The 16,609-nt window shown below is 36.6% G+C and carries 19 protein-coding genes; all 19 read right to left on the bottom strand.

Going from position 1 to position 16,609, the window contains the following annotated elements; translation table 11 throughout:
• Positions 1 to 8: 8 nt before the first annotated feature.
• The 19 genes from H539_RS0116210 to H539_RS0116120 all read right to left on the bottom strand — a co-directional run bounded on the left by H539_RS0116210 (position 9) and on the right by H539_RS0116120 (position 16,582).
• Positions 9 to 1,169 (bottom strand): polysaccharide pyruvyl transferase family protein, encoded by a 1,161-nt coding sequence (locus H539_RS0116210; protein WP_026694381.1) that lies wholly within the window; start codon positions 1,167 to 1,169, stop codon positions 9 to 11.
• A gap of 20 nt (positions 1,170 to 1,189) precedes the next feature.
• Positions 1,190 to 2,197 carry a glycosyltransferase family 2 protein gene (locus H539_RS0116205; RefSeq protein ID WP_425414740.1) on the bottom strand — a complete coding sequence of 336 codons (1,008 nt, stop codon included), beginning with the start codon at positions 2,195 to 2,197 and terminating at the stop codon, positions 1,190 to 1,192.
• 54 nt (positions 2,198 to 2,251) lie between these two features.
• Positions 2,252 to 3,448: a glycosyltransferase gene (locus tag H539_RS0116200; RefSeq protein ID WP_026694379.1), complete on the bottom strand. Its 1,197-nt coding sequence runs from the start codon at positions 3,446 to 3,448 to the stop codon at positions 2,252 to 2,254.
• Between the two features lie 30 nt (positions 3,449 to 3,478).
• A complete protein-coding gene (locus tag H539_RS28820; protein WP_245602206.1) occupies positions 3,479 to 4,102 on the bottom strand; it encodes an acyltransferase in 624 nt (207 codons plus the stop codon).
• A gap of 17 nt (positions 4,103 to 4,119) precedes the next feature.
• Positions 4,120 to 4,851, bottom strand: a complete 732-nt coding sequence (locus H539_RS0116190; RefSeq protein ID WP_035322919.1) for a glycosyltransferase family 32 protein — start codon at positions 4,849 to 4,851, stop codon at positions 4,120 to 4,122.
• A 7-nt stretch (positions 4,852 to 4,858) separates the two neighbouring features.
• Positions 4,859 to 5,206: a helix-turn-helix domain-containing protein gene (locus H539_RS0116185; protein WP_026694377.1), complete on the bottom strand. Its 348-nt coding sequence runs from the start codon at positions 5,204 to 5,206 to the stop codon at positions 4,859 to 4,861.
• 33 nt (positions 5,207 to 5,239) lie between these two features.
• Entirely contained in the window at positions 5,240 to 6,391 is a 1,152-nt protein-coding gene (locus H539_RS0116180) for an aminotransferase class I/II-fold pyridoxal phosphate-dependent enzyme (protein ID WP_026694376.1), read from the bottom strand.
• Between the two features lie 38 nt (positions 6,392 to 6,429).
• Entirely contained in the window at positions 6,430 to 7,050 is a 621-nt protein-coding gene (locus H539_RS0116175) for an acetyltransferase (RefSeq protein ID WP_026694375.1), read from the bottom strand.
• The gene (locus H539_RS0116170) at positions 7,047 to 7,661 is read right to left on the bottom strand and encodes a sugar transferase (RefSeq protein WP_026694374.1); all 615 of its coding nucleotides are present in this window, start codon (positions 7,659 to 7,661) and stop codon (positions 7,047 to 7,049) included. Before H539_RS0116170 ends, H539_RS0116175 begins: the two co-directional genes overlap by 4 nt.
• Positions 7,662 to 7,686: 25 nt before the next feature.
• Entirely contained in the window at positions 7,687 to 7,833 is a 147-nt protein-coding gene (locus H539_RS31630; protein ID WP_155890096.1) for a YwzD family small protein, read from the bottom strand.
• A 28-nt stretch (positions 7,834 to 7,861) separates the two neighbouring features.
• Complete coding sequence (locus tag H539_RS0116160; RefSeq protein WP_026694373.1) at positions 7,862 to 8,935, bottom strand: EpsG family protein; 1,074 nt, start codon at positions 8,933 to 8,935, stop codon at positions 7,862 to 7,864.
• Between the two features lie 25 nt (positions 8,936 to 8,960).
• On the bottom strand, positions 8,961 to 9,845 hold the full coding sequence (locus H539_RS0116155; RefSeq protein WP_026694372.1) for a glycosyltransferase family 2 protein: 885 nt from the start codon (positions 9,843 to 9,845) through the stop codon (positions 8,961 to 8,963).
• Positions 9,811 to 10,959 (bottom strand): glycosyltransferase family 1 protein, encoded by a 1,149-nt coding sequence (locus H539_RS28815; protein ID WP_051348638.1) that lies wholly within the window; start codon positions 10,957 to 10,959, stop codon positions 9,811 to 9,813. The genes H539_RS0116155 and H539_RS28815 overlap by 35 nt, the downstream gene beginning before the upstream one ends.
• Complete coding sequence (locus H539_RS0116145) at positions 10,944 to 12,092, bottom strand: glycosyltransferase family 4 protein (protein ID WP_026694371.1); 1,149 nt, start codon at positions 12,090 to 12,092, stop codon at positions 10,944 to 10,946. Before H539_RS0116145 ends, H539_RS28815 begins: the two co-directional genes overlap by 16 nt.
• A 10-nt stretch (positions 12,093 to 12,102) precedes the next feature.
• Positions 12,103 to 12,984 (bottom strand): UTP--glucose-1-phosphate uridylyltransferase GalU, encoded by an 882-nt coding sequence (gene galU, locus H539_RS0116140; RefSeq protein ID WP_026694370.1) that lies wholly within the window; start codon positions 12,982 to 12,984, stop codon positions 12,103 to 12,105.
• Positions 12,985 to 12,997: 13 nt separating this feature from the next.
• On the bottom strand, positions 12,998 to 14,815 hold the full coding sequence (locus tag H539_RS0116135) for a polysaccharide biosynthesis protein (protein ID WP_026694369.1): 1,818 nt from the start codon (positions 14,813 to 14,815) through the stop codon (positions 12,998 to 13,000).
• Between the two features lie 30 nt (positions 14,816 to 14,845).
• Positions 14,846 to 14,986 (bottom strand): hypothetical protein, encoded by a 141-nt coding sequence (locus H539_RS32435; RefSeq protein WP_169816036.1) that lies wholly within the window; start codon positions 14,984 to 14,986, stop codon positions 14,846 to 14,848.
• 230 nt (positions 14,987 to 15,216) lie between these two features.
• Positions 15,217 to 15,876: a CpsD/CapB family tyrosine-protein kinase gene (locus H539_RS0116125; protein WP_081415916.1), complete on the bottom strand. Its 660-nt coding sequence runs from the start codon at positions 15,874 to 15,876 to the stop codon at positions 15,217 to 15,219.
• A complete protein-coding gene (locus H539_RS0116120) occupies positions 15,863 to 16,582 on the bottom strand; it encodes a YveK family protein (RefSeq protein WP_026694367.1) in 720 nt (239 codons plus the stop codon). Before H539_RS0116120 ends, H539_RS0116125 begins: the two co-directional genes overlap by 14 nt.
• Positions 16,583 to 16,609 lie beyond the last annotated feature (27 nt).

The following is a 16,609-nucleotide window of genomic DNA, read 5'->3' as shown; positions in this document are numbered from 1 at the left end:
CCCTCAACTTAATGTACTAACTCTCTAACATAGTCTACTGCCCGGTAAGACATAGCCTTAATTTTCGGTATTGATACTCTTAATCTTTCCTTTAACTGCCCTTCTTCTACATACATCTTGTTAAAAGACTGGATTAACTTATCGCTATCCGATATGTCATTAATCCCTAATACAAGCTTCTCTTCCCCAAAAATGTCTCTTGCTATTCCTTTAGATTTAACACTGTATCCTAATACCATTGTTGGGACTAAAGATGAATAAGCTGCAATGGTAGCATGGGTACGGGCCCCTATAAAAAACCTCATTCTTGAGATATATCCTTTATATTGAATGGCATTAAGGTTATTGGGCAGAAGGATAACTCTCCCGGTATTGCTATATTTCTCATAAAAATCCTTCAGTACTTCGTAATCATTATTTCCACTTTGAAGTACGTGGGGTGTTAAGGCTATTGTCATATCTGTAGTTTCAAGGATATGTTCAATTAAACTATTAATAGCTGTATGCGACTCTTTGTTTCTCTTCCATACTAATGGACTAAAATTCAGCCCGAGTGTGTTTCCCTCCTTCCAGCCGGAAGGCAGTCCCAGCTCCTCCTTTTCCATAGTAAACGCAGGATCAGCACATAACCTTACATTATTTAGCCCCCTGTTTCTTAGCATTTCAAATGTTAAAGTTTCACGGGCCAGGATTAAATCGAATAATTTTAGATCCTCCATCTTGGTTTCCGACATATCTTCTTCACCGATTGAACAGCCCCACAAAACCAGCTTCTTTCCCTGAGCCTTTACTCTCCTATCGACCTCATACCATGCCGGCTGTTCACCGTAGCAATAATTATCTCCCCCAATTGAAAAACAGATATCCATATCCTTAATATGCTGGATTATATTTTTATGGATAAGGCCGAGTGCATAAGATTCATCTTTAAAAAGCTTCACTTTGAACGAAGAAATAAACCATGGTATTGAGTATTTTTTTATCGTACTGTTTGACCCGTCGTAAATGCCATCCAACTTGTTAATAATTCGGTCTGTATCAGGTTTATCAGAGGCAAGATAGACCTTCACATCCCTCATGTTCTCTTTTAAAATATTTGTGGATGACCGAACAATAGCTTCACATCCGCGATTTAAACTACCACCGTGAGCAAACATCATAATTTTCATTGTTATCATTTTCCCCCACACTATTTATTTCTAAATCTACTGTACGCAGCTGCCCAGTATAATCCAATAAATGATTTCTTTATCATCATGTTGAGAACAAATCTTTCATAACGGCCCAAAGAAGAATGACTTACCTCACAATACATAGGAAGGGCCTTCTGAACTTCTCGGGAGCTGAGCATATTCTTTATATATCTGTAACTTTTAAATAAGCTAATTTTATTAGATGGCTCTAAATATAGATGTATAAAAGACAATACATTTTTTATCAGCTTTCTTTGCTTAAATTGTTGGATTAACTCTGGCTGAATTTCGATGTCACTCAACTCTTTAAGGTCCATCCTATAGACTTCTAGCGCTCTGTAAAAATAGTCTTTTCCGTTTAAATCACGAGTCGCACTGCCGGTCACTTCTCTATAGAAATAGCCCGCACTATCAATATATTTCATCTTACCGGCCTTATTAAAGAACATAAGGTTAAATATTCCATCCTCACCAAGAGGAACTCCAACAGGGAATCTAATCTCAAACTCTTGAATTAAATCTCTTTTAAAAAGCTTATTGCATACACTATTTAAGTTATCCTCCTTAATTAAGTAGGGAAGAACTTCTCTTTTTATAAAGCTTCTATCCAGAGTGATACCTGCTGGAAATTTATATTTGGTCACATGAGAACGACCGTCCACTCTTCCCTTGAGATTAGATAACACAATGTCACAATTATCTTTTTGGGCAGCATTATGTAGAATTTCATACATACTCTCTTCTACATAATCATCAGCATCAACGAATCCAACATACTCACCACCTGCCAGCTCCAATCCATGGTTTCTTGCCGCACTAACTCCCTGATTCTCCTGGTTTATTAGCAGAATTCTGCTGTCTTTTTGTCTATATTCATTAATTACTTTTTCACTATCATCTATTGATCCGTCATTAACGAAAATAAACTCACACTCATTGAGGCTTTGGTTAATAAGAGATTCAATACAAGCAGGTAAATATTGCTCTGCGTTATATACAGGGATAATTACACTAACTTTATTTCCTATTTAATACCCCTCCCTTCTTTCTTTTCGGCATTATTTTATAATAGCGTACAGTTTCTCTAATTCTTCGGAATTACTATAGTCAACTTGCTTTATATTACTTACAACTGATTTCCTTTTATCTTCATCTAGATAGAGTGACTCAATACTATTTGCTAGATCTTCAGGGCTTAGTTTACAGATAAATCCATCGACGCCATCGTTAATCTGACTTTTAGCTGTAGGATAGTTTGTAATCAGAACCGGCTTGCCTAAGATTTTTGCCTCTGTTACGGTTACAGCCTTCCCTTCGTATCTAGAAGGCTGCACATATATATCACATAATTTCATATAAGGATAAGGATTTGTCTTTTTTCCTAATAAGATGAAGCTATTTTGCATATTATGCTGTGATATCAATTCCTCTAATTCGTTTTCATATCCACCATATCCTATGACGTACCATTTAATATTTGTAAAGCCTCTATCATAAAGAATTTTTAGAGATTTAACCGCAAGGTCAAACCCTTTGACATATGAAAGACGCCCTACAGAAAGGATCCGGAAGGAATTTTCTGGATTGCTAAAAACCACTGTATCAAAAGCCCTTTTCTTTATAAATTCAGGAGATGTAATATTTTCAATCAACACTATCCTCTTTTTTAGATCTGGATACATTTTCAGAAAAGAATTGGTGCATTCTTGAGAAACTGAAGCAATATAATCGAACCTGTCCCAAATCCTATAATCAATCTTATTATCAATTTCTAATTTACTGTAATCTGTATGAATCCATGCTATTTTCTTATGGGCTTTCACCTTTTTAGCCAATATATCGTGTGGCCAGGCATAACTGATAACTACGTCGTACTCTTTTTTGACGCGAGGTAAAAATGCAGATGCATATTTTAAGGCAAGCTGCATCTGCATATAGCCCGAATCCTCTTCTAATCTTCTGAAGGTCGCCTTAAAGTTGCCCATAAATTTACTCAGCACTCTAACTAGGGCAAGAGAAACGTGACCTTCCTGAACACATTGATAAATAGATTTTCTAAAAATAGAATATTGAGCGACTTGAGGAAGAATGTTAACTTGACCGGGTATAAGCTTTAAGAAATCCCCTGTATGATTAAAAATAAGTAAGTCAACTTCATAATTATCATAGTTAAAACTTTCGAGCATATTTATCAAGCTTCTTTCAATACCGCCGATCTCCATATCATAAACAGCTATTAAAATGCTTTTTTTCATGCATAATTCCTTTCAATAGGCCTTAGAGGTTCATGTAGTTGCCGCTTCCTTGTAATAGGAATGAATATAACTATTCTCTCTTTTATTAAAGAAGAGCGAATTCGCTGGAACTTCTCCTTTAACAATACTTCCTGCAGCAATTACAGCGTTATCGCCTATTACCGTATCTCTTAAAATCACTACATTTGAACCTATCCATACATTTTGGCCGATTTTCACTTCTCCTGTTAAAAGATGTAGATCATGGTTGGTCTTGTAATTGTGATCATGGTCATTGATACAGACATTGGGAGCAATCTTTGTATTACTTCCAATGGATATCTTATTTATACAGTTAATATTGCAGTTATCATTAATGAATACTTTTTCTTCAATATTTAATTGACCATTGTAATCAACTCTTATACTGGCATTCTTTCTAATAAATACGAAGCTTCCGATATTCAGCCTTGCCCTTTTATTAAAAACTTCTATTCGGCTTTTTGATTGTAGAAAGAAAATTGAACCCCTAATGTTTCGGAGATAAATTATTTTAAAAATGAACCCTCTGCATACAGCTATCAGATATGAAAAACTCATTAAAAATGTGATCCATATCCCCCTGTTTCTGCAGTCAGCTATCAGCACACTTACTATCTTCTTCATAACATTCATTGCTTTTCACCCAGTTCTTATTTATAAACTTTTCTTAATCTTGCGATATTTTCTCCACCAATAATGGCTGCAAGTACGTTTTTTATTAAACCCTTGACCCTGGATGAAAAAGGAAGCCAGCTTTTATAGAAATGATGCATAGCATAAGTATTATCAGAAATGATTTTTCTGCAATTGATATAATCGTAGGGAGAGAAATACGTCTGTGGAAAGAATATTCCCATACCGGGCAGATCCTGTTTTTCTCCGTTTGGCTTTACTCCTAATTCTTTTAAGATTTTGGTAATCAAAGCCACATTGGTAAAAGTATCCAATGTCCCGTCTTCCTTAATAAAATCCCTTTCATTATAAGAATTTAGGAACTTTTCAATAATTTGATTTGCTTTAGCCGCTCCTATAGTACTTGTTGCTACGTAATTCTCCTGTTCAAACCCCCAAAAAGAGTCATAGTGGAGAAATTCGTTAAAGCTCTTAAAAACTTCCACATCCGTATCAAGGTAGATACCTCCATAGTTATAAAGCGCGAACACTCTTACAAAATCACTCACAAATGCAAACTTTCCAGCTTTATAAGCATCTCTTACATAATCATTGCTGTTTAAATCAAAGCTATTTTCGTTCCACTCTTTTATTTCATAATCAGACAATATTTGTTCCCAGCTGCTTATACACCGTTTAATTAAAGGTGGTTTCTCCTTCCCGCCAAACCAGCAATAGTGTATAATCTTTGGTATTTTATCCACGTCCAATTTCTCCTCATTTTTTCATTTGCACTTCAGACTGCCATTTAATAAATTCAATTAGTGTTTTAAATTGATGAATATCCTCTTTTTCTATCCCTGATTCTTTCAGATCATTAATAAACTGAATCCACTCTATGTCAATCAGCGGTTCTTGTTCATTTTCAAATTCTTTTGTAAGGAGAGACGTAGCATCCGTGTCAAGTACAGCTGCAATTTTATTAATAATCTGAATGGAGGGATTTTGGTTAATGTTTCTTTCGATATTGCTTATATATGACTTCGAAACGCCGGCTCTCTCAGCTAATTCCGAAATTGAAAGATTCCGTTTTTTCCTCAAATGATAAATGGTTTTTCCGATCATTTAATTACCCCGTTAATCCAAATTTGTTAACTCTCACACTGTTACATTTGCCACACCCTTTACGCGGTTTACGACTCTCATAATATCCGACTCAGTCATACTTGACCCCGATGGAAGGCAAATACCGCTATTATAAATTTGTTCGGCGATTGACTCTTCCTTTTTGTGTGAATAGAACATATATCCATTGAAAACTGGCTGTAAATGCAACGGTTTCCAAACCGGCCTGGCCTCAATGTTTTCCTCAGCAAGGGCTGTTATAACATCTAAGGAGGAAATACCAGCTTCATTTTTATCGATCGTTAACGCTGTCAGCCATCTATTGGATATGGTCCCTTCCATTTCAGGCATAAAGTTAATTCCAGGTATAGAAGCCAGTTCCTCAAAATAACGTAAGTAGATCTCTCTTCGCCTATCCACCCTGTTGTCTAACACCTCTAGCTGAGCTCTCCCAATCCCCGCGAGTATATTGCTCATCCGATAATTAAACCCTATGGTGCTGTGCTGATAGTGAAGGGCAGGGTCTCTAGCCTGAGTGGCAAGGAACCGCGCCTTTTTTAGTGCTTCTGTATCATCCGAAACGAGCATACCGCCGCCAGAGGTTGTAATGATTTTATTTCCGTTGAAAGAGAAGATGCCAAACTTTCCAAACGTACCGCTGCATTTCCCCTTATATAAGGAACCCAGTGACTCAGCTGCATCTTCAATTATTGGAACATCAAACCTGTTGCAGATTGATAAAATTTCATTCATCTTTGCACTTTGTCCATATAGATTTACGACAATAACGGCTTTTGGCAAATCATCATTAATGGCCCTTTCTAAAAGGGCATTTTCTAAGGCAATAGGTGACATATTCCACGTTTCGGGTTCAGAATCAATAAATATGGGTTCTGCACCTAAATATAAAATAGGATTAGCACTTGCTATAAAAGTTAAGCTCGAACAAAAAACCTTGTCTCCAGGTCCTATTTCTAATAAAGAAAGAGCCAGATGAATTGCCGCAGTTCCCGAACTTACTGCTACAGCATCACTGGCTCCCACATATTCTGATATTTCTCTTTCAAAAGCATCTACATTAGGTCCTAAGGGAGCAACCCAATTTGACCTAAAGGCTTCATCAATATATTCTTTTTCTTTGCCACTCATATGCGGAGGGGAAAGAAAAATTCTATTTTTCGTCATTACTGCCTCTTTCAATATATTCACCCTCATGTTTTTATTTATATTATTCTTGCGGGAACTCCCACCGCTGTACAATTAGCAGGTAAACTTTTTATAACAGCTGCACCAGCCCCAATTTTTGTCCATTTTCCAATCTCAAGTTCTGGAAGAATTGTAGCAGAAGCCCCTATCAGAACTCCTTCTCTCAAACATACACCACCCGTCAGCGTAGCATTAGGAGAAACGTGGACATAATCCTTAATGATACAATCATGTTCTATGATTGAACCTGTGTTAATAATAGAGTGATTGCCTACTATAGCCTCTGCATTAACAATTGCTCCAGGCAGAATAACCGTACCTGATCCTATAGTTGCCGATGTGCTGATTATTGCTGATGGATGAATTAGCGTGGCATAAAAGTTAAGTTCCAATTTCAATTTCTCAAAAATCAGTTGTCTTGTTTTATTTTCACCAATACCGATTATAAACTTGCATTCCTTATCCATTTCTAAAATATTTACAGCCTCACTAATTGGTCCGAAAAGGTACGAAGATTTTTTTTCTAGTTTTCTATATTTGTCATCAAGATATCCAATGAGGTTTATATTTTCACTACTTCTAATAACATCACTAATAACTTTACTATGTCCCCCATTTCCTATAATAACAACCTTCATCTGCGGCCTTCTTTCATATGAGATGAAGAACCTTTAAATTTCTCCATTGGCACATCGTCCTTTTGCTGAATACCCTCAGTTTTAATTACTTTTATAAAAGTGGTTTTAAGAATCTTCATATCTAATAGAAATGAATAATTTTCAACATACCATAAATCTAAAAGAAACTTTTCTTCCCATGAGATTGCATTTCTTCCATTTATTTGAGCCCACCCTGTTATTCCTGGTCTTACATTATGTCGTTTAAACTGTTCTGTAGTGTAAAGTGGTAAATATTCCATTAATAACGGACGTGGACCTACTAAACTTATATCTCCCTTTAGAACATTTATTAACTGTAATAACTCATCTAAACTATACTTCCTTAAAAACTTCCCTAATGCTGTTAATCTTTGATGATCAGGCAGCAATTCACCATTGGCATTGCATTTATTGTTCATTGTCCTATATTTAAATAAATAAAATGGTTTCCCATTTAATCCAGGACGTTGTTGTTTATAAACAACTGGGGATCCTAAACCTATCTTTACCACACACGCTATAAGAAATATGAAAGGAAGTAAAATTAATAACAGAAGAGCTGAAAAAAGAAGATCAAAAACCCTCTTCATAGTATCCTCCTATAACTTAAAAACCTTATTTATCTTGTATGTTTAAAATTTGCTGCTTTATATCTTCAATAAACTCGGCTAATTTAATATTGCCGGATTCTAATTCTTTTTTATAAGCATTTATAAGAATCTGCTTAAATTGTCTTTCTGAAAAATTCTCTAGCAGGTTCATACTATCTAAATTCCTTCCTAAACAATTATCAAAAGGTTAAGAAATTGCTTTTGTATATAATATTTAGACTTACAACATTTTCGTAATAATAATAGGCAAAATAACAGATTAATAAAGATAAATATACAAACTTTTGATCTTTCTTATTAAAAATTTTTATTATCCATGATATTAGCAGAAGCTGATAAAGACTAAAGTATATAGCAAACCTTGCAAATATCCAATTTTGAGTAGAAATTATCATAAAAACAAAACCAATGAGAGCCATATTCACTATATAATCGCTATAAGAATTTATTTTTCTTAGTTTTTCTCTTCCCAGGAAGGCAATTAATAATGGGACAGCTTCTACAGCTACCCGAATAATATTAGCGCCTCCTTCTGAAAAGTTTTGATATTCTCCATATTGAGTATCCTTTATTGCAGAAAAGAGAATGTTAGAAAACTGGTTATAACCTAGTGCAATGATAATTGCGAATGCCAATAGAAGCATCGTTGATTTTGACCATGCTTTAAAACCGACCATAAAATATATTGGAATAAGTAGTAAGGCACTCTCATGGAATGTAGATGCAAATGAAACGATTACTATGTAATAAAACCATTTTCTTTTAAACAAAAAATAAGTTGCAGAAAAAATAATGGATGCCGCAAGCATCTGCCGCATTCCATTCATCGAAACGAGAAACAAACCGCCAGTTATATAAACATATAAACTTAGCTCAAGCAGTCTTGAATGTTTATATAATGTTGTTACTATTAACACATTAGTAATAAGCGCGGTAATAAAAACAAGTAATTGTGGATCGGTAGTATACCTCTTTAAAATCATTTGTAATATTCCAAAACCAATATCTTTTTGCGATGTAATAAAGTCCCAGGTGAAATTCTGCATACTATATGCATGCATATAAAAAAAGGTATCACCTATATTATTTCTCAGACCTGAGACAGCAACTAATGATATTAAGGTACCGAATATTAATATCTTGTTAGGTTTAATACTAATATAATTTACTGGTACCATAACAGGCACCGAAAAATACCTAGAAAAGAATGAAATCATAAAAACCAGAGCTAGATTTAACCAAAGAATAGTCATTTCATTTCTCTCCAATCCTCCTTTACTAACTAAATACGGTCTTAGCTTTTATATAAAAATGTAGAGTAATACCAAGAGGAATCGCGACTAAAGTAAAAAACTTATTCGGAGATTCCTTTAGAAACCAGATATTCTTATCGAATAAACTGCTAGAAACATAGTGGACGGCCTGTCGATATTTAAAAATATGGCCAGCAGATGGTAATTTCATAAGCTCACGGCGGTAAAATGAAAAGCCTTTAGGATTTCTTTTATACTGTCTTAGCATATTATGCGATGAACCGTCAGGAAGATATTCAACACAACATAACACCTTATTTAAAAGCAGCAATTCATAATCCTGGTCTAGCTTGTAATACTTATAAGCAAGTCCTACATAATTTTCCCCTTTGAAAATCGGATAAGGAAAATGCTTTGTTAGTTCTGTACGATAAACTATTTTTTTATCTCCTTTAACCCCATGCTTGTTGTATAAGTCAAATAGGGTAGAACTAATTAGATTCTCCGGTAATGTTGAACCCACTATTTGACCATTATTGTAAGCATCCAGGCCTACAAATCCACTCACCCTTTCACTGCCATGTTTCTTCCAAAAAGATATGATAGCCTCTACCGCATCGTCTGGCATATAATCGTCAGAATCTATACAAATATTCAACTCAGTTAATATGTTGTTATATGCTGTATTATGTGCCCCATGCATTCCTTGGTTTTCTTGCCAAATATAATGAATTTCGAGATTTTCCTCTCTTATCCACTTTTTCACTAATTCTTTTGTTCCATCTGTAGAACCGTCATCTATAATCAGCCAAATAAAATTTCGATCAGTTTGCCTAAGCAAACTTTCATAACATTTATGCAAGCAGTATGCTCTATTAAATGTTGGAGTAAAGATTGTAAGAAGTTTCACTGGTATCACCTCCACAAGCAAGGTAGTAATCCTGCAATTCCAAAGCTGTCTTATTAATATCGTATCCACTATCAACTAATCTCGTATACGTGTTAGATCTGTGTCTAGGTGCCGAATCTATTTCACTTATCTTGCCTAACCAGCTGCTCACATCATGAAGTGACCTAAAGGTAACTAAATTGGCTCCTAAATCAACTTCTTGAGTAATCGTGTCAGAAATCACACATGGTAGTCCAGATCCTTGAGCTTCTATTAACGTAACCGGCAGGCCTTCATGTAATGAGGGGAATACAAAAACATCAAAAGCCTGTAATAATTGATTAATATCGCTCCTAATCCCTAAAAACCTGACTTTGTGTTCCAAATTCATTTCTTTTACTTTTTTCTCGAGTTCTTCGCGTAAAGGGCCATCACCAGCAAGCAATAAAACAGCATGTTTATTCATTTCTGAGTACTCGCTGAATAATTTAATTAAGAAGGCATGGTTCTTTTGATTTGCCAATCTTCCGATATGCCCCCATACAAAGCTTTGTGCATCTATCATTAATTCCTCTCGTACTGTTTTGCGCTTTTTCTCTGAGAAAATAAAATCACTTGGATTAATTCCATTCTTTAGGATTTTAGCCGTCCCTTTTTGAGATTTAAATAACCATTGGGAGGCAAGATCAGAACACGCAAACAAATCAGTTGCATATGGAATTATATTTCTTCCTGCCAAAGATTTATAAGTTCGTATAGCTATATTCCCTTCACTCTCAGTATTATGGCTATGAGCGATCCGTGTTGGTATTCCTGCTTTTTTTGCTGCTCTAAGAACAAAACCACTCATCTTGTCTAAGTGTGAGTGGATGATCTTATACTCCTTATGGTTTGCAAAAAATCTTTTTAGACTTTTTAAATAACCTATATGGCCTGTCTCGGTGACATAGGGTATTCTATATACTTTTCCACCAAGGGAGTTAATTTCTTGGTCAAACACACCCTCTTTAAATGTTAAGAAGTCAAATTGAACTTGAGAACGATCGATAGACCGATAAAGATTCATCAATAACGTCTCCGCTCCGCCTCTATTCATGTTGACTACCACATGTAATATCCTTAATGTGCTGCCCACGTTAACTGCTCCTTTTCACTCTTTATAATTTCACTATATATTTTGCTTTGCTCTTCAAGTACTTTACGTAAGCTGTATTTTTCAATAATTAGCTGCCTTCCTTTTTCTCCAAGTTCTGGTATTAAGTGCCTGTTAGCTGCCAGATTTACTATTTTCTCGCTAAACTCTTTGGGATCGTTGTTTACTAACCATCCATTAGAGTTATTGAATATTAGCTCTTTATGACCCCGATTATGTGTTGCAATAATCGGAAGACCGCTGGACATAGCTTCCATAATGTTTACCGGCAATCCCTCCCTTAGGCTGGATGCCACTGCAATATCGCTTATACCTAGAAGATTGACTATGTCTCTTCGATATCCCAAAAAATCAATCATATGGTCCACATGCAAATTTTTGGCGAGGTCTTTACAGGACGACATCAAAGGCCCCTCTCCAGCGAGCAAAAGCTTTGCATTCGGCAGATAGTCTTTTATATTTGCTAACGCTTCTATGATTAATCTTTGGTTTTTATTACCATTAAATTCAGCAGCATAAAACATAATGAACCTATCCTGCTCTATGTTTAATTCTTTTCGCAAGTTTATTTTTTTGAGATTTGGTATAGGTTTGAATTTATCTGTATCGATGCCAATACCATGAACATGATTAATGCTAGCTTGCAGTTTAGTAGAGGCAAGATTAAAATCTTCTGTATTAATGGTAATTAGTCTATCCGTCAATTGTGCCAACCATTTTTCAATAGGATAATATAAAATCCAGTTTTTTAAGGGTGCACCTTTACAAAAGTGAAAGCCATGGGCGGTATAAAGTACTTTAGTCCCTTTTTTCCTGGTTGTTCGTGCGGCTAATCTGCCAAGAACTCCTCCCATTGGGGTGTGGCAGTGAACAATCTGATAATTATTTTTATCAATAACTTTCCTCAGCTGTTTATACGCAGCATAATTTTCTTTTCTAAAAGGGGAACGTTGAATAGGAATGTTAATTTTTTCATCCGTATAAGGCAGGATAATATCACCAGCTGCGGCTATATGCACTTCCCATCCTTGCTCCTTAAACCATCTCATAATCGGGAGATGAAAAGCCTTAAAATGATAATCGACTGTGGCACAAAACAAGATTTTTTTTCTCATCGTTTCATCCTTATTTCAAAACCTTTTCTTTTTCTAAAACATTTGAGAGGTATTCCAGCAAATCCTTATGCAGCTCTGGCCGCTGCAAGGCAAATTCAATAGTGGTCTGGATAAAGCCCATTTTTTCACCTACATCATATCTTGTTCCAACAAAATCATAGGCATATACAGCTTCGAATTGATTCAGCCTGCTGATGGCGTCTGTCAGCTGAATTTCTCCTCCTGCGCCTGGGTTTTGTTCTGTAAGTATTTCAAAGATTTTTGGATTTAAGATATACCTGCCCATAATGGCGAGATTAGAGGGAGCTTCTTCCACTTTTGGCTTTTCTACTAGACTCTTTATTGTGTAAAAACGTTCGCCAATGTTAACTCCATCAGCAATCCCATATCTCGAAACATCCTGCTGAGGAACCGTCTGAACACCCAGAATAGAGGCCTTATATCGATCATACAGCTCGATCATCTGCTTTAAACAAGGTTTTTCCGCTTGTACTATATCGTCTCCCAGAAGCACAGCAAAGGGTTCATGACCGATGAACTTTCTTGCGCACCAGATGGCATGTCCCAAGCCTTTAGGCTCTTTTTGGCGTATATAATGGATATCTACCATCTTTGATGATTTTTGGACCTCACTTAATAACTCAAGCTTCCCCTTCTCCAGAAGATTCTGCTCAAGTTCAAAGGAATGATCGAAATGGTCCTCAATCGCCCTCTTCCCTTTTCCTGTTACAATGATAATATCTTCTATTCCTGATTCGATGGCTTCTTCCACGATATACTGAATAGTCGGCTTATCCACAATGGGCAGCATTTCCTTTGGCATCGCCTTTGTTGCAGGCAAAAACCTTGTCCCTAATCCAGCCGCAGGGATGATTGCTTTTCGTACCTTCAACGTTAATCCTCCTTTATGTATATGATAATTCTGGCTCTGTTTTATGATTTGCGATTTTCAAAACTTGCTCTCTTAAAGTTTGTTTATCCAATACGGCATAATTAGCAATAAGATCGTCGATTTCCTGAATCAGCAGCTCCGCGGATTTACCTATATAAATCTTTGGATACACTTGATTCTCATTAACTTCATCTTTGTTTAAAAGTTCTTCAAACAGCTTTTCTCCCGGTCTCATTCCCGTGAATTCAATTCCGATATCATCCACTGAATTCCCCGACAGCTTGATGAGATTTTTAGCCAGATCTACAATTTTCACAGGATCTCCCATATCGAGCACGAAGATTTCTCCTCCGCTTGCCAATGCACCTGCCTGGATAACAAGCTTTGAGGCTTCAGGAATAGTCATAAAGTACCTAATCATTTTAGGATCTGTAACGGTGACAGGTCCCCCTTCTTCTATCTGTCGTTTGAATAGAGGAATTACACTGCCCCGGCTTCCCAGGACATTTCCAAATCTGACAGCCACAAACCTGGTTTCGCTGAGCCGGTCCATGTTCTGAATAATCATTTCTGCAAGCCTCTTGGTTGATCCCATGACACTGGTCGGGTTAACTGCTTTATCGCTGGAAATCATGACGAAGGTTTTTACTCCATGCCAGCTCGCGGCCTCCGCAATATTCAGGGTCCCGATCACATTATTTTTTATGGCCTCCTCCGGATTACGTTCCATTAGTGGAACATGCTTATGGGCAGCCGCATGGTAAACAACGTCTGGCTGATAGTTTGCCATCACTGCCATCATTTTTTTGGCATCCTGAAGATCAGCGATTTCTGTAATGTATTCAATCGAATTATTCTTAAACTTCTGTTTGAGTTCCATCTCAATGGAATAAATGCTGTTTTCTCCATGTCCCATCAATACCAATTTGCTGGGATTAAACTTTGATATCTGACGGCAGATTTCAGAGCCGATCGACCCTCCAGCACCAGAAACAAGCACGACCTTGTCTGTCACATATTCTGAAATACTCTCAATATCAAGAGAGATAGGTTCTCTGCCCAGTAGATCTTCAACTTGCACATCCCTGAATTGGTTGACGGAAACCTTGCCTGTAACCAAATCCTCAAGCATGGGCAATATCTGTGTTTTTGCGGTTGTTTTTGCGCATTCTTTAAATATGGTGTTCAATTCCTTCTTGTTAAGAGAGGGGATTGCAATGATGATATTTTCAATTCTCTCTTCCTTCACAATTTTTTCAATCCTGCATACCCCGCCCAGCACTGGAATCCCAAGGATATCCAGCTTGTACTTTTTAGTATCATCGTCTACAAAACAGACTGGAAGCAGCTCTGCCTCTCTACTCTTTTGTAACTGCCTGACAACCATGGTTCCCGCCATACCGGCACCGACAATCAGAGTTCTTTTTTTATTCAAATCCTTTTTTATATATGAATCTCTAAACATACGCCAGCAAAATCTTGACCCGCATATAAAAGTCACATGAAGCAGCCACGTTACCGATAAAAGCCTGAAGGAGACTTCCTGAAAGACTAACAGCTGTATTATCGAAGCAGAAATGATAGAAGCGGTAACAGTTTTTAAAATAATGATAAGTTCACCGGTGCTCGCATACTCCCAGACTTTACGGTATAGATGAAAATGAACGGAAAAAATAAAATGACTTAATATGATTGCTAGTGAGCTGATGACAACAGTTTCTGTTACCACTTTATAATTTGGGTCCACCATGAACCTTCCTATGTAGATGGCCGTTAAAACAATGCAGGCATCAATAACAATAAATAGTGACAAGCGCTGGCGATAGGTCAAATTTCATCCTTCCTTCTCTTCATATTCAAATCATTCCGACTTCAGTTTTCGTTTCCAAATGGCATAGTTTACGAGATTTCTAATTTCCTCCAGCTGTTCGATCGGTGCATCCTGCTTAATATAGCGGATCGCTTTTGTTATAGATTTTGGGTATTTATCCAGGTCTTTCACGGCTTCCTCCTTTAAAAGATTAAAGTACTTAGGCATAGAGTCTAAGCATGAAACCCCATGCTTAAAAACTTTAATAAATGGGGCATTCAACCCCTCCTCACATCACACTCTCGACGACCGGCGTCTAAGGCAGCTAACCCACAGCATGACCGAGTGCCTCCATTGATAGCGGTAAGTAGGCATCACCGATAAGTTCTTTATAAAGAACATTGAAATAAAATTTTTTTGCATCAACTGTTTATGACTAAACCAACAATATTTGCATTAACCCTCTCTAAGGCTATTCTGGCAGTCAAAGCCGCTTCAGTATTGGTTTTGGAGTTTTTCACTACTATGATCACTCCATCACATTTATTCGCCAATAACTTTGTTTCCGTGATATCAAGAATGGAAGGAGAATCCATAATGATCATGTCATATTGAGATTCTGCCATTTTTAACAGTGAATCCATTTGTTCTGATTCAATCAACTCTACCGGATTTTCCAGAACTGATCCGCTTGTCAGAATATCAAGCTTTCCGATTTTAGACGGATAAATCGTCTCTTCAAAGGTCATTGCACCATTCAGTATGTCTGTAAGTCCTCTTGTATTTGGCAGCTTAAATATGTAATGAAGCGATGGGCTTCTTAAATTCCCATCAATCAGTAACACTCTTTCTTTCTGAAGGGACATGGTAACGGCTAGATTGGCAGCAGTTGTCGACTTTCCTTGATTCATACTTGGAGAAGTAATTAATATCCTGTGACTGCCAGCACCCCTTTTAATATATTTTAGGTTGGCCCATATGGATCTATACTGTTCTGAAATTTTAGAGTCAGGTTGAGTGAAAGCTATTAAATTTCTTCTTTTAGGAGCCTTCATCATGTTTTTCATCTTACTTAGAACCAAATGAATCACCTCTCATTATGAGATCCATCGTATTTTTTTTCTTTTCCTTTTTCTGTTTGATCTTATTAACCCTGCCCAGAACTGGTACCTCAAATAGCTTTTCTGCCTGTTCTACAGATCTAATTGTGTCATCCAGTGAATCTAGTAAAAAGACTAAGCCTATACCTGCCGCTAATCCGGCAATGAACCCGATAATGATTAGTTTGTTGCTGCTGCCATTGATGGGGAAAGGCTTCTCTTCCGCAGATGATAATAGTGTAACTCCTTTAAAATTAAGTATATGAACAATTTCATCCTTAAATACGGCGGCAGTAGTATTGGCAATATCCGCTGCCAGCTTTGGATTCGTATCTATTACTGCAATATTTACTACTTGAGAATTTTCAATACTGGTCACAGTTATTTGTTGTGCCAGATCCTCCGGCTGTTCAGTTAAACCCAGCTTATCAATAACTTTTTTCAATATAATCGAATCTTTAATGATAACTTGAAGAGTGGCCCTGCTATCGGCATTTGTATCAATGACAATTCTTGCAGAAGATTGATACAAAGGAACAGGCTTATTTATGCTATTATAAATAGCTCCCGCAGCAGTCCCTGCAACTGTCATTAAGATCACAATCAATAGCCGTCTTTTTATAACCAGCATAATTTCCTTTAAATTAATTTCCTTAGCCTGCCTGTTATCATCATTCAAGGTATTCATTAAGCCTCCTTTCAATCTTTCGTTCTA

Source organism: Peribacillus kribbensis DSM 17871, assembly GCF_000430765.1.
Lineage (GTDB): Bacteria > Bacillota > Bacilli > Bacillales > DSM-1321 > Paraperibacillus > Paraperibacillus kribbensis.
Note: the sequence above shows the minus strand (reverse complement) of the source record. Positions and strands in the feature narration are given on the sequence as shown.

What these genes read in the sequence shown, in the direction of transcription:
- H539_RS0116160 (WP_026694373.1), bottom strand. Translation starts at nt 8,935, where the DNA reads ATGACTATTCTTTGGTTAAATCTAGCTCTGGTTTTTATGATTTCATTC.
- H539_RS0116185 (WP_026694377.1), bottom strand. Translation starts at nt 5,206, where the DNA reads ATGATCGGAAAAACCATTTATCATTTGAGGAAAAAACGGAATCTTTCA.
- H539_RS0116145 (WP_026694371.1), bottom strand. Translation starts at nt 12,092, where the DNA reads ATGAGAAAAAAAATCTTGTTTTGTGCCACAGTCGATTATCATTTTAAG.
- H539_RS0116120 (WP_026694367.1), bottom strand. Translation starts at nt 16,582, where the DNA reads ATGAATACCTTGAATGATGATAACAGGCAGGCTAAGGAAATTAATTTA.
- H539_RS0116170 (WP_026694374.1), bottom strand. Translation starts at nt 7,661, where the DNA reads ATGAAGAGGGTTTTTGATCTTCTTTTTTCAGCTCTTCTGTTATTAATT.
- H539_RS31630 (WP_155890096.1), bottom strand. Translation starts at nt 7,833, where the DNA reads ATGAACCTGCTAGAGAATTTTTCAGAAAGACAATTTAAGCAGATTCTT.
- H539_RS0116210 (WP_026694381.1), bottom strand. Translation starts at nt 1,169, where the DNA reads ATGAAAATTATGATGTTTGCTCACGGTGGTAGTTTAAATCGCGGATGT.
- H539_RS0116180 (WP_026694376.1), bottom strand. Translation starts at nt 6,391, where the DNA reads ATGACGAAAAATAGAATTTTTCTTTCCCCTCCGCATATGAGTGGCAAA.
- H539_RS0116200 (WP_026694379.1), bottom strand. Translation starts at nt 3,448, where the DNA reads ATGAAAAAAAGCATTTTAATAGCTGTTTATGATATGGAGATCGGCGGT.
- H539_RS0116175 (WP_026694375.1), bottom strand. Translation starts at nt 7,050, where the DNA reads ATGAAGGTTGTTATTATAGGAAATGGGGGACATAGTAAAGTTATTAGT.
- H539_RS28820 (WP_245602206.1), bottom strand. Translation starts at nt 4,102, where the DNA reads ATGAATGTTATGAAGAAGATAGTAAGTGTGCTGATAGCTGACTGCAGA.